Below are 16,046 nucleotides of genomic sequence, written 5' to 3' on the forward strand. Positions count from 1 at the left end.
TCGTATGAAGCCAATTAGCCGTAAAAAATTTATGAAACAGACAGCTGCATTAAGTGCTTTGGCACTGTTGTTCAATAAATACAAAGTTTGGTCTCAAACCAAAAAGGTAATTTCTAATCAAGGAGTACATATCCAAACTCCTAAAAAAGGAGAGGACGTATTAGCCTACATCTATCGTACGAATGGTAAGATGGATATAAGTATATATCGTCAAATTATTGGAGCGGCGAATGAGTTTAAAGAAGGGGATTTAACTCTAGGCATTGCTGCTGCAGATGAAAATTCTCGAATCAATGCTCGTACTTTGTTAGCAAATACAAAGATTAAAGATTTAAAAGGACATTCTTTGTTTACAGATGCGCAAAAAGAACTCATAGATAGTACTACGGAAACCAATGCCAAAGTCGATTCTTGGACTTTAGGAGAATTGAAATCCTTTGTTTTAACTGAATCAGAAGCTGCTGTTAAAGAAATCATGCTAAGTTTAACGAGTGATGTAATTGCTTGTACGGTAAAGTTGATGAGCAATGAAGAACTAATTCAGGTGGGGCAAAAAATATTCAACCCTTTAACCAACAGTCAAATTGGAAGTAAAGGCTATTTAAGTGCCCGTGTGCAACCCAATTCACCTACTGATAATATAGAGGATATTCAATGGCAAGTGTTTGATGCTTGGTCTTATGGAGTGGGAGATTTGTTATTAGGAACCAATCCTGTATCGAGTAAAGTGGATTCCGTAGCGAATATAGAAGCTACTTTATTTGAAATTATCCAAACTTTTGGATTGGAAACAACTTTGCCGAATTGTGTGCTTTCTCATATTGATATCCAGGCTGAGGTGGAAGAACAGCATCCTGGCACTACAGGAGTTTGGTTTCAGAGTTTGGCAGGGACGGTAAATGCCAACCAAACTTTTGATGTGACCTTATACAAGATGTTTGGTTATGCTGACAAACGAAACGGACAGTTTGGAATGTATGCAGAAACAGGGCAAGGAGCTGACTTTACCAACGGACATGGAGAAGGTTTTGATATGATGGTTCATGAAGCTAGAAAATATGGTTTTGTACGTGCCTTAAAACAAAAAATGTTCGAAGGAAAAGCTCCTGAAAAGCAACCTTGGGTATTTGTAAATGATGTGGCAGGTTTTATAGGCCCTGAAGTCTTTAGAAGTAGAGAACAACTGGTTCGTTGTTGTTTGGAAGATATTGCCATGGGAAAATTACATGGTTTAACCTTAGGATTAGATATTTGTTCAACATTACATATGGATGTCAACTTAGACGATTTGGATTGGTGTATTGACCAAATTATGCCAGCGAATCCTGCTTATTTGATGGCACTACCTACCAAGAACGATCCTATGTTGAGTTATTTAACCACTTCGTTTAGCGACCACGTACGAGTGCGTGAAAAGTTTGGTTACAAAGTAAACGATGCCATGTGGGCTTTCTTTAAACGTATCGGAATCATAGATCAGTTTGATTTGGTAACCGATCGTTTTGGAGATCCTATTTGGGTGTATTACCAGTATTGTTTGTCCAAAGGAGACAAACGCAGCCAAGAAGAGGTTTATAAAGAAGGAAAACAAGCGATTGAACGAATTCGAAAAAGAGGAGTGCCGATTGCAGAAGGCTATGGAGAAAATATTTGGGATTTGAATCCTGAGCTAGATAAAGAAATAAGAAGCTTGTACGAAGATGCCAAAGTGAGTTTATGGACAGAAATGACCAATGATTTTGTGGCCACATTGCCATCTGTGTTGAATATCAAAACCAAATCAGTAGATAGAAAAGATTATGTGTATCATCCAGAATCTGGTGAGAAGTTGAATTCGGAGTCCATCCAAGCTTTAGAAAGCTTAAAACAAAGTTGGGGAACTAAGAGTCCAGATCTTGCTATTATAATATCAGACGGACTAAACTCCAGAGCCATTATGGACGATGGACATTTGACTCCGTTTTTAGAAGAGTTAAAAAGTAGCCTGACTGCTCAGAATTACAAGATAGCAGATGAGAATATCGTCATTACACATGGTAGAGTTCGTGCGGGTTATGCTTGCGGAGAAATCTTATTCGGAAATACGAGTAGCACAGCTAAACCTAAAGGAATTATCCATGTGATTGGTGAAAGACCCGGTTCGGGACATCATAACTTTTCAGCGTATATCACTTCTACAACTTCACAAACTTGGGGAGCAAAAGGTAAAGTAGACCACGACATTACCAAAGTAGTTTCTGGAATTTCTGATACTGCACTCAGGCCTAAACAAGCAGTTTTGGATACGGTTGGGATTTATAAAGGATTAGTTACATAAAAGAAATGCAATGTCACTTCGAGTTTTTGTGAAGTGAAACGAAACAAAAGTATCGAGAAGTAATTCGGAGATTCATTTCCAAACTTGTTCTCGATACTCAGGTTATTTCCGTTTCTCTCCAATAATCAGAACTCGAACTGACAGTTGATGTCACTTCGAGTGCGAAGCGTATCGAGAAGTAATTCGAAGATTCATTTCCAAATTTGTTCTCGATACTCAGCTTATTTCCGTCTCACTCCAATAATCTGAACTCGAACTGACATTGAACCATTGAAAGTGTGTCCAATCAGGGTAGTCTATTTTTAAATTATTGTCACTTCGAGTTTTTGTGAAGTGGAACGAAACAAAAGTATCGAGAAGAGGCTTGGTGATTCATTTACAAATTTGTTCTCGATACTCAGCTTATTTCCGTCTCACTTCAATAATCTGAACTCGAACTGACACTAACCATAACCTCGACTACCTTACAAACTTGTTTTGAACTTCGTCAAAAATCGAGAAGTCACTTAAATTTCTTCTTCGCTAGATTAGGAAGTTTCTCGTATTCACCATCGATCAAAGCTTCTTTTTTAGCTTTAGACCATTTTTTAATTTGTTTTTCTTTAGCAATAGCAACTTCGGGATTTGTAAAGGAGCAATAATAAACCAACTGAACAGGCAGTCTTCTAGAGGTGTAGCTGTTAAAGTGTTTTCCAGTTTCATGCTCTTCAACTCTTCTGTTTAGGTTGTTGGTTATTCCTGTATAGTAAGTGTTGTCGGAACAGTAAAGTATATAAACGTAGTAAATCATAGCAGATATAAATTAATGATTTAGGTTTAAAATCCCAAAACTGTTCTCGATACATCCTGAATCGAGTTCAGGATACTCGAACTGACAATTGATGTCACTTCGAGTGCGAAGCGTATCGAGAAGTAATTCGGAGGTTCATTTCCAAAACTGTTCTCGATACTCCTGTTTATTTTCCTTTCTTTCCAATAATTTGAACTCGAACGGACAGTTTATGTCACTTCGAGTGCGGAGCGTATCGAGAAGTAATTCGGAGATTCATTTCCAAATTTATTCTCGATACTCAGCTTATTTCCGTCTCACTTCAATAATCAGAACTCGAACTGATATTTTTACTTCACCAACAAATCCTCCAAAACATCATAATACCTCTCAGCAATAAACGCTGCACCAGCAGTATTGTAATGAACTTCATCTGCTAATAAAGAGTCGGTAAAACCAGTATGCATATCTACAGCTATTACCTTAGAAGTTGCGGTTGATTTAGTAGTAGCAATCGTTTTTACGTCTTGATGCATTTGAGTAAAGAAAGCGGTTAAGTTAGGAGTCATGAGAAATGTTTTAGCAGGAGCTAATTCTTCTATCACAATCGTCACGTTTGGGTTCTTTTTCTGAATCGCATCAACAATAGCTTTTACATTGTTTAAGGCTGTGGTATAATCATCTCCTGCCAAAGCATCATTACCCGCAGGAGCGCTAAATAATACGATATCGGGAGCTCCCGTTTGGTTTAACCAGTTAGAGATTCCATTTACAATTTGTCCAGATTTCCATCCACCTCTTCCTTCATGATCTTTATCAAAAGAGATTCCTTTATAACTAGGATAAGAAGCATCGTCTTCTTGTGTTCCCACAAAATCAAATGTAAAACCTCCATCTATTAAATCTTTCCATAATTCGTAACGAAAGCTTTCGTATTCGGGTCTAGCTCCCTCTACACGAGAAGCACCCAAACATAGAATCTTATTTTTAGAAGAGGTGTTGTTTGGAGTATTCTCTGGAGAGTCAGATATGCTTTCGTTGCTCCCTCCACAAGAAATTATAAAAATGGATAATAGGAAGATTGTTATATAATTTTCGATTTTTTTCATGCTTAATATGTTGTTTAAAATGTATAGTTAATTCCAATTCCAGCATATCCTCTTTGGTAAGAACGATACGCTTGAGTTGTTAGTATGGCATTGTTAGAGATTCTGTTGGTAAAACTTGTATTTGCTATTAAAGATAGTTTTTTATTGAGTTTGTAGCTCGCTAAAAATTTCACATAGAGATAATTGTACACCAATTTACCTACAGTTTTATTCTCTTGGTTAGTAGCATTTAAGTTGCTAAACTTTCTATTGGCATAACTTGTTTTTAAATTCAGTTTCATTCTTTTCGATTTATACTCCACCGAAACACTTGGCCTAAACTGACTGTAACCAAAACGGTTGTTGGTTTGATCCATTCTGTTTTCGTACTCTAATTGAGGTGTAATTCTCCATTGTTTGTTGATAGGCAATTCATAAAAAGCTCCTAAATTTAAGTATTGCCAAATACGAGAACTTGTAATGTCCTCAGCTTCTTCGTCCTCTTCATCATCACTAAAGTTTAAAATATCGTAATCTCTGTGGTAAAAGGCAGCTGTAGTTCCGTAGCTATGTAGCAAGTGGTGTTTCCATTTGATGTTTTTAAAGGTGGTAGCAATCCCATATTTATGATAGGTCAATTCTCTAGTTTCTGTAGCATCAAAATCTTTCTTAGAGTAGCTCAATTCTACAAAGCTTCTGTTGTTTTTGTACAATCTAAAACGTAGGCCACTATTGAGTGTCAATTGTTTGTATCCAAAAGGAGTATTTAATTCATTGTTGTCAGCATCAGAACCTTCTTGGTTGATGATTTTGTATTGCAGTTCGTTTTCCCATTTTAAATTCTTTTTGAGAGTATAATCATAATCCAATTTGGTATCGATGGATAAGCGGTTTAAATCAGGTTCGGAAAAATAGAAACGATTTTCAGGAATAAAATAGGCTTTAAAAGCAGTCTTTTTTTTAAGGTGTTTATATTTCAATTTTAATCGTACGTCTTGATAGAAACTACTGCTATACAGTTCGTCTGAATTCAACAATTCATCTTCATCATTTACAAACTGATCAGGCATTTTTAAAATATTGCTTTGGTATCCTGATAAGGTAGCTACAGAGATATCAGTCTGAGCAAAAGAGACCGTGCTAATCAAAAGCAAAAATAAAATTCGAAAATATTTCATAGTGGGTGATAGCGTTTATTGGTTTAAAGAAGCTAATAATTCTTCTTGAATAGGAGTAAATACAGGCTGTGGCACTTTTTCTTTAGAGATAGAGTGTACGATGGTCTGGTTAATTTCTTTGTCCAAACTGATATTAGAGTACACTGCAGCTCCTAGAATAACAGTTAGGATGATAACGTATGGGAATGGTGATTTTTGAAATTTCATAATCTTGTGTTTTATGGGTTTGATAGGAGAACAGGAACGGAAGAAAATACCCTGTAAAAATTTTTAACTTTTTTTGATTCCCTCTTTATTTGCGAGTTGAATTCCTAGACCTGGTCTTACATTTACTTCCATGATTAAAGGGCCTAAGTTTTTGTCAATCACAATGTCGATACCCAAATAATTCAGAGGAAAATGCTTGGACGTTTGTTTGGATATGCGAATGATTTCCTCCCAATGAGGAATTTCTTTTCCGTGGATGATACTGTTGCTATCAGGGTGTTTTAGAAAATAATCAGCACCATCGTAAGCGTAGGTCAATCTTCCTTTTTTTATATCGATACCAATTCCCAAACCACCTTGATGTAAATTGGCTTTTCCGTCGGATTGAGCTGTTGGAACACGCAACATGGCTTGTAATGGTTCTTCGTTTAAGAGTATGACTCTAAAATCTGGAACTCCTTCGGGATAAATTTCATGAAAGAAAGGATGAGGTTCAATGCATTCTTCAATCAACACACGGTCGTCTGAACCTAAAGAATAACGTCCCATAATAATAGTAGCCATAAGCAGAAAAATAGCTTCTTCTACCACAGGTTCACCACTACTCATCCAAATACCTTCTGTGTTCTTTTTTAGAATTTTGATTCCACCACCACCGCAACCATTTGCAGGTTTTATGGCAATTTTAGAATATTTCTGTACCGAATACCATCCTTTTACAATACCTCCAATGTTTTTTATTACTGCATAGGTTTTGGCACAAGGAATTTTGTGTTGGTCTAAAATGTTTTTGGTCAAGATTTTATCATCGGCTAGTTTGTAGTGCTTGCGCTCGTTGTTTGGGTAGATATAGTTGGCATTTCGTTCGTTAATTCCTAAGATTGGGAAGTCGTTAGAGAAGCTTTTTTTGAATAGGTTAAGTATGTTCATGGTTGTTGAGGTTTATTTTAATTATGATTATAATTGCTGTGGATTTGGAAAAAAAGTGTAAGTTCGAGTAACTTTTGAGGGACGAAAAAGTATATCGAGAACAGGTGTTCTAGCATCCAACTCTGATTTCGATACTCCCGAAGTTTCGGGGTCTTACGTTATCACTTCAGAAATTCACTCAATCTGACAAATACTATTTTTACATGAATTAAACGGTTGATGATGCATTTTCCCGAGTGCTCTGAAGAGAAATTAAAGTCTTACAATTCTTTCATCAAAGCATAAAATCGTTTATACTCAAACAATCTCAAGCCAATCCATTTTCCAAGTAGTAGGGCAATAGCAACTAAGATCAAAATCAACTCAGGGAAAATGAGTAGTGCAGCTTTAATGGTGGCAGATGCAAACACCAAATAACAACAAGAGGTTGCGATTAAGGTTTGAAACAAAGTATTAAACGATTTTTGGTACCCATCTTCTTCAATTCCCCTTGCAAAACGTTCTGATACGATAGAAATAATAATAATCGGGAAGAAAGAAATACGTGTTAACCAAGGAATATCAAAATGAACACCTAAGGAAATGATGATTAAAATACTAATCACAGCAAAAGTGAGAATCACTACGATTTTAGGAGTATACAATAAGCCCCATTTATTTAGTGGTACAGAAACCAAGGCTACCAGTCCAGAAATTACTAGAAACAAAAACATTCCTGATGCAAACCCTGTAGCTGTTAATGTATAAGCAATTAAAACAGGTAGGAATACCCCATACGTTTTTAACCCGACTACATTTTTAAACAAAGCAATTAACAAACCACCCAAAGGAAGCAGTAAAAAGAAATATAATGCTTTTTTAGGGATGATATTTAGTTCAGAAATATTTAATAAGGAAAGAGGATGACTCATCAACTCACTGTTAGATGCTACATTCACAAAAGGGATTTGTTCAATTTTTTTCATTTTATATTGGTAGTCGAACAATATATTAGGAGTGTGAGTGATTAGAAAATAATCACCGGTGTAGATTTCCAAATAGTGTGCAGGTAAGTAAGCAAAGTGTCCGTTCAACACATCAAAGGGCACCCATTTGTCAACAATATAAATTTCTGTCCATAAATGCGAAGTTCTTTTTTTAGTGTTTTCTAAAATGATTCCTCCCTTTAGCCTTGCCGGAATTCCACTATTTCTGCACAAAGCCACAAATAGGCGAGACTTTCCGTTGCAAGAAGCTTGGTTTTGTTCAAAAGCACTTAAAGCGCTCGTTAAGGTCTTAATAGGAGCTGAGGGAATGTCTTGGACAAATTTGTATAAATTGTGTATGATAGATTTTAAATCGGAAGTGTTTTCAGTTAAAACACGAGCCAAAGAGTCTATTTTAGGATGATGGACTTCTATGTGTTCTTCAGCCTTTAGATAAGATGGATGTAGCTTTGGATATGCTAAGTTTTTAGGCAATCCATCATCAATTAAATATTGAATTGGTTTTCCTTTAAAGACAAAACTGTAGTGTACATGGTTAAACTTATTTTGTTTTTGTGCTCTCCATATTCCTCTTAGATTGTTGCCTTCACCAATGGTTTCAAAGCACATTTGTTTAGAGGTTTGTATTCTTTTTTCTATTTGTTGACGTTCGGTATCCTTAGGTAAATAACTTTTTATAAACACTTTTTGATCCTTGCTCTTATAATAAAAATTATAGTTTACCTCATACACTTCTGTAGGGGCAAAGTCTTCGTAAGCGGTAACAATTGGTTTGATTTTAAAACCAATGGAGATTGCAGAAAAAGCAATCAATAGGATTATGGTGGTGTGGAAACTTTTGCTCGTGTTCATCAATTCTGTTTTTATGGATTTGATAGGAGAACAGGAAGCGAATAAAATACCCTGTATTTATTTTTAAAAAGAAATGATTTTTAGGGTGCTTCTTGGAAAATAGATGAACTTTTTAGTAGAATCTATTGTGCCAATATTTTTAATAAAAGCATAGAATAATTTAAAAAGGCTTTTGACTTGTTTTTTAAAGGAGATAGGTTAATTTTATATGCTGAGTAACGCAAATAATTGTAAAGTTGCGCATATTTATTAGTTGTAATTATTACAAAAGAACCATCATTACAAAATTGGTGATATGATTAATAAAGAAATAATACCAAAAGAAATCTTACCATATCTGATTGAAATTGCAAATAGATTGTGGGCTGGACATGCAGCTATTATGATTGGTGCTGGTTTTAGTAAAAATGCTAAAAAAAATTCAATTACAAAAAAAAGATTTCCTGATTGGAACCAATTAGGAGATGTATTCTATGAAAAAATTAATGGTATTCCTCCAAAGCCAAAAGATAAAGCTTACCTGAATGTATTAAAGTTAGCAGATGAAGTTCAAGCTGCCTTTGGGCGTAACACATTAGACCAAATAATTAAAACAGAAGTACCTGATAAAGAATTTCAACCTTCGATTTTACATGAAAAAACATTAAGACTTCCATGGAGTGATATTTTTACAACTAATTACGATACGCTCCTAGAAAGAACCGCTGAAAAAATTCTTCAATATAGATATGAAACAGTTATAAATAAAGAGGATTTAGTTTTCTCTACAAAGCCTAGAATTGTTAAATTACACGGAAGTTTTCCCTCTGAAAGACCATTTATAATAACAGAAGAAGATTATCGAAGATATCCTATTGATTATGCTCCTTTTGTAAATACAGTTCAACAATCATTATTAGAAAATACTCTATGTCTTGTCGGTTTTTCGGGAGATGACCCAAATTTTTTAAAATGGATTGGCTGGATTCGTGATAATTTAGGAAAAGAAAACTCACCTAAAATATTCCTAATTGGTATTCTCTCTTTATCTGTTGGTCAAAAAAGATTGCTTGAAGAACGAAATATAATTCCAATTGATTTATCAAATTGTCATGGTATTGAAGGTAATCATGAAATGGCTCTTACTTTGTTTATGGACTTCATCACAGAACAAGGAAATATTGAAGAAAAGTTAAATTGGCCTGAGAACAATCAATTTTATAGAAAAATCGAAAGTGATAATAAGAACGTTAATGAAATAATTGAAAATTGGGAAAACCAAAGAAAAAATTATCCTAATTGGATAGTTTTGCCGGACGATAGAAGAGAAGTGCTATTTGTGTATACAGAGGGTTGTACTTCTTTAATCTATAATAGTTCAAAAATTTCGGCTCCTAATGATATAAAGCTACTATATGAATTTGATTGGCGTATTAAAATGAGCTTAATGCCAATTGATAATAATTTAATTAAGCATTATGAATCTGTAACTGATAATTACAATCCATTTATAGGAACATTTGAAAATAATAATTCTTTAAATCCTGAAAATAATCCTGACTTTAATTGGAAGGAGATTACACAATATTGGATTGAATTACAGTTATCTATGCTGCGGTTTTATAGAGAGGAAGGCTTTAACGAAAAATGGAAAAAATGTAAGGAGAAAATAGGAAAGGTTATTTCAGAATCTAATGCTGAAAATATTGCAAGTTATCATTACGAAAAGTGTCTTTACCAATTATTCTCTCTAGACATTCAAGAGTTAAAAAAAGAGATAGAGAATTGGGAAATTAATAATTCCATTCCATATTGGGAAGCAAAAAGGGCTGGTTTACTAGCAGAATTGGGAGAAGTAAGTAAAGCTGAAAAGATTCTTGAAACCTCTTTAATGACAATTAGAGAAAGATTAAATCTCTCTCCCGTAACAAATGATTACACTTTAGTGTCACAAGAGGCTTATGTGCTCCAGCTCTTAAAATATGTAAAAAATTCGCTAAGCTTTTCTAAAGGTGAATTTGATACTGATAAATCAATTTTTAAGGATTATTCTGATAGATGGAACAAACTCGTTCAATTCAAGTGTGACCCTTGGACAGAGTTAAAATCATTTAATGCATTTCTTGAAAAAAAACCTAAAGAGTATAAAAGAACAGAGCAAAAAGTAGGTTTTAAAATTGGCACAATAACCACAACCGAAAAATTAGGTGCTGATACTTATGCTCAAAAGGCATACATGTTCTTACGATACATTGAAGAAGTTGGTATACCGTTTAGAATTCCTAATTCAACTTTTGGTAACAAAGCTGCTCAAAATGCAATTCCATACATTGCAAACTATTCTCCATATTGGGGGATTGCTGCCTATATGCGACTTGGTGAAACAAAAGAGATTGATTCAATCTTCGGTCGTAAAGCACTGTTTCGTATGACAAATGAAAAGGCAAGTGAGCTGACACAAGAATATCTTAATATTCTCGAAAAATCGAGGAAAGAGATTGAAAGTGTGAATACAATAAAGAAGCGAAATTTTGCAATTTCGTTGTCAACGGTACTTCCTGAAGTAATCTCAAGGCTTTGCGTGAAAAGTGGATATGAAGTTAAAATTGAACTACTTAACTTCCTTGAGTATGTGTATGATTCAGATTTCAGGTATAGATATAATGGTATCCGAAATTTGTTTGAACGACTTATCGAATCATTATCTTTAAAAGAGCAATACAATATTATACCAAGGTTAATTAACTTTCCTGTATTATCAGAAGTGAATCATATTGACGAAAGAGAATTTATAGACCCTTTCAGCTTTTTAGATGATGAGTTAGCTTTTCTCGAAATAAAAGACAAAATTTCAGTAAGTGATGAAGATATTGCTGATTTAATAAAAATTACAGAAAAGTCAACAAAAGAAAGAGGTGTTGCATTACAAAGACTTGTAAAATTGTTAGAATTAAAACTTCTAAATAAAAATCAGATAAAGTTAATTGGGGATAAATTGTGGTCGCAATGTGATGATAATATTGGATTTCCATCGGGAACAAATTTTTATAATTTTGCATTTCTAAGCTTTCCATTTCCTAAGTCTGTTAATCCTGATGAGTTACTACGTAAGTATATAAATGAATCAGATTTGCCAACACAATCTAACAAAGAAGATAAAAGCATTTCGATGTCAAGAGGGGATTTTCCAATATTCCATAATATTTTAGGAACTACCAATAATAACATAGAATTTAATTGGGATGAAAATGCATTAAATATTCTCGTTGAGAAACTTAAAAAATGGTGGGATTTAGACAAACATTTTTTAATCAAAGAAGATTCAGATAGTTTTTTTGGCTCAATTCAGGATGAATTTAGAGCACGTTTCAGAAATATTAAGAGCATTTTAGCTTATGTTATTGCTCCAAACTTTGAGTTGGTGACCGAAGAGAATAAAACCTCTGTACTCAGCATTGTAAACGAATTATCAAAATATAAGTTTCATTCATTAGAAGTAGAAGTTGCATTCCTTAATTCTATTGGTGAAGAAGAAGTATTCAGGAAATTACTTGATAATCTTTATTCGTGTTCTGAAAGTAATGTAAGGGATGCTCTTCAGGGAGTTTTATTATATATCAAGAGTAAATATAAAAATCCAATTCCTCTTGTAACAGCAGTATGTGACAATATTAAATGTTTAAATGATGTAAATCTTACAGGTAATTTAATTGTCATTTATGATATTATAAGTAGTTATGACGGATTATTAGAAAAGAATCATTTAAATAGTTTGAAAATAGGGCTTTCGAACTTACTTCAAAAAGTCGTTATAAACACAGATGATTCACTTGAGAAGATTGATTATAAACTTAGACTAAAAATACAAGGGGCTAAATTGAGCTTAGTTCTCAAGCGATATTTTGAAAAAAGTGATAATGAAATACCCGATTTTATAACAGATTGGAAATCAAGTTGCTTGGAGAGTAATGAATTTTCTGAAATAAAAAGGATATGGAAAGATGAATAAAAGCAGCTAACACTGTATATATAAAGTGGATGAAATAGTGCTAAATTCAAGGGCTGTAGCTGGCTCTAAATTTTCACAGTTTGATAATTTCGAAGCCCGAAGTTGCCCACATTTGCATATACTTGTCCTTTGACATTCATTAAAAAAAAAGAAACAAGAAAGAATAATTATAAGATATTTAAGAAATCCTTCGGGGTAGCCTCTTTGCACTGCAATGGTTTTGTTCCATTAGCCTTTTTAGTAATTAGTTTAATAATTTTAAGGTTTATTTTGAGCCAATTAACAAATAAAAAAAAGGAGATAGATATGGAGCAAGTTAAAAGAAGAGTCAATAAAGTTAAAACAATAGTAATGAATGGAGTAACATCTACAATTGAAACAGTTTGGGCTATTGGAACATCCATTGCAGGCACTGATGTGCTAAAAACAAAAAAACTAAATGGAAATCGAAAAGATATTTAAAACTAAAACAGGATTTTGTCATATTTTACCGGACAAAATTATTCTAACAAGAGACGGAATAATTGGAAAAGTATCAAAAGTGACTGTCGGAAATAATATCAGTCGAATATTATTAATTTACGTTGGACTTTCTTTGTTCTTACTTTACTCTGCATTTAATAGTTTTCAAAAATCACAAACTTTTATGTCTGTATTATACGGGATAATTGGTTTGTTTTTAATTTACGGAATATTTATAAGCTTAAACAATTCAGCAACATCGATAATTGAAAGAAATAAAATTAAAGGAATTAAAATTAAAAAAGCAATATTAGGACTTACTCGCTCTCGATTTGAAGTCTTATTTGAAGATGATAATGGGAAAATTAAAAAAAGATTAATAATGCTTCCAGATTCAATGGTAGATGGACAAAATGAAACAGAAAAAGCAATAAGGATAATGATGGAAGAAAAACTACTTAATGAATAAAAAAAGCAAAATACTTGACCACAGACCTACTACTGTACTAGCGTTAATAAAGCAACTTCATTATGAAATTTTCGTACACTAGATTTAGTTCTTTGGTACCGTTTGGTATAAAATAATTATGTTTGTTAGGTAAGTAATACTCTATGAACAAAGATTTACAATCGGTTTGTGAAGAATTGGTTTTTGAAAAAACGTTTCAATCGTATTCAAAAATGATTCGGAATTTTATCTATTCCAAGTGCGGAGACCTAGCGCAAGCAGAAGATTTAACCCAAGATGCTTTTGTGAAATTGTGGAACAATTGTGCAAAAGTTCCTTTAGATAAAGTAAAGTCTTACCTATTTACTTTGGTGAAAAATGCCTTTTTTAACGAGTACGAACATCAAAAAGTGGTGCTGAAATATCAGAAAACAAATAGTGATAAGGTAAACCAAGAAGATCCTGAATATGTATTAAGAACCAAAGAGTTTCAAAAGCAGTTAAATGATGCTATCAATAAGCTAAAACCAAAAGATAGAGAAGTTTTTTTGTTGAGCAGAATCGAAAAAAAGAAATACAAAGAAATTGCTGAAATGCTAGGAATTGCTGTAAAAACGGTGGAGATGAGAATGCATGCAGCATTGGTGAGTTTACGAAAGGATATTAAAAATTATAAATTTTAGACAGGGTTTTTTGCTCTTAATCGGTTACTACAGAAATTACGAATTACGAATTCACAATTACGAAATAGAAAACGTATAGAATTGTTGAGTGAATCGAATTCAAAATAATGAAGCCCATGGAACAAGAATACGATACTACATTTTTAGCAAGATGGCTGGCGAATGAACTTTCGGAAGAAGAATTGACCAAATTCAAAGCTTCGGAGAGCTATAAACAATATGCGGAAATTGTGGATACAGTAGATCATGCTGAATTTCCAGCGTATGATGTAGATAAAAACTACCAAGCTACTTTAGATAAGATGAAGGCTTCCAAAGAAGAAAAGAAAGTCAGAAAGTTAATTCCGAATTGGGCATATGCAGTAGCGGCTTCTATACTATTAGTAATAGGGTGGTCTTATTATTTTAAAGAAGCTACTTATACTACGCAATTTGCCGAGCAAACGGAGTTCAAACTTCCAGACGGTTCTAAAGTCTATTTAAATTCAGGTTCGTCCGTAACTTTTAAACGATTTGGCTGGTCCGAAAAAAGAGAGTTGAATTTAGAAGGAGAAGCGTTTTTTAAAGTTCAAAAAGGAGAAAAGTTTACGGTAAAAACAGAGCAAGGGAGTGTTTCTGTGTTAGGAACTCAATTTACAGTAAACGCAAGAACCAATTACTTTAACGTGGTGTGTTACGAAGGAAAAGTAAAGGTTGAAACCCTAAAAGGAACGGAACAAATATTAACTAGAGGAAATGCTTTTAGTCAAGAAAAAGAAACCCAAAAATCGTATAAAGTAAGAGACGAAAAACCGGGTATGTTATCAAAAGAAAGTTCTTTTTATCAGGTTTCTATTTTCCGAGTAATTGAAGAGCTAGAAAGACAATACAATGTAAAGGTTGAAGGAAAAGAAAAAATTCAAGAAGCTTATTTTTCGGGAAGATTCAAACATAACAACCTAGAGAAAGCAGTTCAGATTATTTTTGCGACTATGGGAATTTCTTACGAAATTAAAGGAGATGTTATTGTAGTTAAAAGCCATAAATAATTGCTTTGAAAAGTATAAAAAAGAACTCAAGAATCGTTGGAATTGATGTCGCTAGAGCATTAGCAGTAGTTGGGATGATTATTGTGAATTTTAAAATTGTATTTGGAGACAAAGGAAATAAATGGATAAGAGTAATTGCAGACTTTTTTGATGGCAAAGCTGCAGCTACTTTTGTGGTCTTGGCAGGAGTTGGTTTGGCATTAATGACAAACTCAACGATAGAATCAAAAGATATTTATAGACTCAAACATATTCGAAAAAGAATAGTTAAAAGAGCTCTGTTTTTGTTTTTAGTAGGAATATCATACATTCCTATATGGCCTGCAGATATTCTACATTTTTACGGAGTTTACATGTTACTTTTAGTTTTGCTACTAACTCAAAAAAGGAAGCATATTTTGATATATTCCCTTTTAATTATTTTAATATATCCAATCTTAATAACTGTCTTTTATCCCTACGAGCTAGGGTGGGATTTTGAAAGTTTAGATTATCCTGATTTTTGGACACTGAAAGGGTTTGTTAGGAATTTATTATTTAATGGATTTCATCCTGTACTCCCGTGGAGTGCTTTTATGTTTATGGGATATTGGCTTGGGAAACAAGATTTAAATAACAAAAAACTTTTAAAGAAAATATTTTTGAGAAGTGCTTTATGTCTTATGATAATTCAAGTTCTATCATTTGGATCCTTATGGCTTGATGAAGGCTCATCGTCTTTAACAGAACTTAAAGAATTATTGAGTATTAAGCCTATGCCTCCATTGCCTATGTATATGCTAAATGGTATTACTGTTGCTTTTACTATAATTTCAGGTTGTATTTTACTTGGAAAACGTTTCAATAAGAGTTTTATCATTAAAGCTCTAAGGAATACAGGGGAGTTGGCATTAACTTTTTATATAGCACATGTAGTTATTGGAATGGGAATAGTAGAAGTATTAAATCCTTCTGAAATTGGAGCTTATTCTATAGTGTTTTCTGTAATGTATGCATTACTGTTTAGTCTTTGCTGTATAATTTTTGCTGTAGTCTGGAGAAAATATAAGCAAGTAGGACCTATGGAATGGATTATGAGAAAATTGACAAATTAAAAAAAACTAGTGATAG

At 33.4% G+C, this 16,046-nt stretch carries 13 protein-coding genes; 7 read left to right on the forward strand and 6 right to left on the reverse strand.

What is annotated here, in order from left to right; genetic code table 11:
• Window positions 1-31 precede the first annotated feature (31 nt).
• Complete coding sequence (gene eutB / locus ACXHHC_RS01640) at window positions 32-2,317, forward strand: ethanolamine ammonia-lyase subunit EutB (RefSeq protein WP_458227909.1); 2,286 nt, start codon at window positions 32-34, stop codon at window positions 2,315-2,317.
• 502 nt (window positions 2,318-2,819) lie between these two features.
• Here eutB and ACXHHC_RS01645 read toward each other — a convergent pair.
• The 6 genes from ACXHHC_RS01645 to ACXHHC_RS01670 all read right to left on the reverse strand — a co-directional run bounded on the left by ACXHHC_RS01645 (window position 2,820) and on the right by ACXHHC_RS01670 (window position 8,327).
• A complete protein-coding gene (locus ACXHHC_RS01645; protein ID WP_458227910.1) occupies window positions 2,820-3,107 on the reverse strand; it encodes a GIY-YIG nuclease family protein in 288 nt (95 codons plus the stop codon).
• A 329-nt stretch (window positions 3,108-3,436) separates the two neighbouring features.
• Window positions 3,437-4,195, reverse strand: coding sequence for a GDSL-type esterase/lipase family protein (locus ACXHHC_RS01650; protein WP_458227911.1), 759 nt, complete (start codon window positions 4,193-4,195; stop codon window positions 3,437-3,439).
• A 14-nt stretch (window positions 4,196-4,209) separates the two neighbouring features.
• Window positions 4,210-5,322: a hypothetical protein gene (locus ACXHHC_RS01655; RefSeq protein WP_458227912.1), complete on the reverse strand. Its 1,113-nt coding sequence runs from the start codon at window positions 5,320-5,322 to the stop codon at window positions 4,210-4,212.
• Window positions 5,323-5,367: 45 nt separating this feature from the next.
• Window positions 5,368-5,559, reverse strand: coding sequence for a hypothetical protein (locus ACXHHC_RS01660; protein WP_458227913.1), 192 nt, complete (start codon window positions 5,557-5,559; stop codon window positions 5,368-5,370).
• Between the two features lie 63 nt (window positions 5,560-5,622).
• On the reverse strand, window positions 5,623-6,489 hold the full coding sequence (locus ACXHHC_RS01665) for a sugar-transfer associated ATP-grasp domain-containing protein (RefSeq protein WP_458227914.1): 867 nt from the start codon (window positions 6,487-6,489) through the stop codon (window positions 5,623-5,625).
• A 260-nt stretch (window positions 6,490-6,749) separates the two neighbouring features.
• Complete coding sequence (locus ACXHHC_RS01670) at window positions 6,750-8,327, reverse strand: 7TM domain-containing protein (protein ID WP_458227915.1); 1,578 nt, start codon at window positions 8,325-8,327, stop codon at window positions 6,750-6,752.
• 295 nt (window positions 8,328-8,622) lie between these two features.
• Here ACXHHC_RS01670 and dsr2 point away from each other — a divergent pair, with 295 nt between their 5' ends.
• The 6 genes from dsr2 to ACXHHC_RS01700 all read left to right on the forward strand — a co-directional run bounded on the left by dsr2 (window position 8,623) and on the right by ACXHHC_RS01700 (window position 16,030).
• Window positions 8,623-12,315 carry an anti-phage defense-associated sirtuin Dsr2 gene (gene dsr2, locus ACXHHC_RS01675; RefSeq protein WP_458227916.1) on the forward strand — a complete coding sequence of 1,231 codons (3,693 nt, stop codon included), beginning with the start codon at window positions 8,623-8,625 and terminating at the stop codon, window positions 12,313-12,315.
• A 129-nt stretch (window positions 12,316-12,444) separates the two neighbouring features.
• Window positions 12,445-12,777: a hypothetical protein gene (locus ACXHHC_RS01680; RefSeq protein WP_458227917.1), complete on the forward strand. Its 333-nt coding sequence runs from the start codon at window positions 12,445-12,447 to the stop codon at window positions 12,775-12,777.
• Window positions 12,755-13,246 (forward strand): phosphoribosylaminoimidazolesuccinocarboxamide synthase, encoded by a 492-nt coding sequence (locus tag ACXHHC_RS01685; RefSeq protein WP_458227918.1) that lies wholly within the window; start codon window positions 12,755-12,757, stop codon window positions 13,244-13,246. Before ACXHHC_RS01680 ends, ACXHHC_RS01685 begins: the two co-directional genes overlap by 23 nt.
• Window positions 13,247-13,389: 143 nt before the next feature.
• Window positions 13,390-13,908: an RNA polymerase sigma factor gene (locus ACXHHC_RS01690; RefSeq protein ID WP_458227919.1), complete on the forward strand. Its 519-nt coding sequence runs from the start codon at window positions 13,390-13,392 to the stop codon at window positions 13,906-13,908.
• 116 nt (window positions 13,909-14,024) lie between these two features.
• On the forward strand, window positions 14,025-14,936 hold the full coding sequence (locus tag ACXHHC_RS01695; protein ID WP_458227920.1) for a FecR family protein: 912 nt from the start codon (window positions 14,025-14,027) through the stop codon (window positions 14,934-14,936).
• A gap of 5 nt (window positions 14,937-14,941) precedes the next feature.
• Window positions 14,942-16,030 carry a DUF418 domain-containing protein gene (locus ACXHHC_RS01700; protein ID WP_458227921.1) on the forward strand — a complete coding sequence of 363 codons (1,089 nt, stop codon included), beginning with the start codon at window positions 14,942-14,944 and terminating at the stop codon, window positions 16,028-16,030.
• The last annotated feature ends 16 nt before the right edge of the window (window positions 16,031-16,046 follow it).

It is taken from the genome of Wenyingzhuangia sp. IMCC45574 (assembly GCF_054182685.1).

Coding starts and splice junctions, on each gene's coding strand:
- eutB (WP_458227909.1), top strand. CDS start 32: ATGAAACAGACAGCTGCATTAAGTGCTTTGGCACTGTTGTTCAATAAA.
- ACXHHC_RS01645 (WP_458227910.1), bottom strand. CDS start 3,107: ATGATTTACTACGTTTATATACTTTACTGTTCCGACAACACTTACTAT.
- ACXHHC_RS01650 (WP_458227911.1), bottom strand. CDS start 4,195: ATGAAAAAAATCGAAAATTATATAACAATCTTCCTATTATCCATTTTT.
- ACXHHC_RS01660 (WP_458227913.1), bottom strand. CDS start 5,559: ATGAAATTTCAAAAATCACCATTCCCATACGTTATCATCCTAACTGTT.
- ACXHHC_RS01665 (WP_458227914.1), bottom strand. CDS start 6,489: ATGAACATACTTAACCTATTCAAAAAAAGCTTCTCTAACGACTTCCCA.
- ACXHHC_RS01670 (WP_458227915.1), bottom strand. CDS start 8,327: ATGAACACGAGCAAAAGTTTCCACACCACCATAATCCTATTGATTGCT.
- dsr2 (WP_458227916.1), top strand. CDS start 8,623: ATGATTAATAAAGAAATAATACCAAAAGAAATCTTACCATATCTGATT.
- ACXHHC_RS01685 (WP_458227918.1), top strand. CDS start 12,755: ATGGAAATCGAAAAGATATTTAAAACTAAAACAGGATTTTGTCATATT.
- ACXHHC_RS01690 (WP_458227919.1), top strand. CDS start 13,390: ATGAACAAAGATTTACAATCGGTTTGTGAAGAATTGGTTTTTGAAAAA.
- ACXHHC_RS01695 (WP_458227920.1), top strand. CDS start 14,025: ATGGAACAAGAATACGATACTACATTTTTAGCAAGATGGCTGGCGAAT.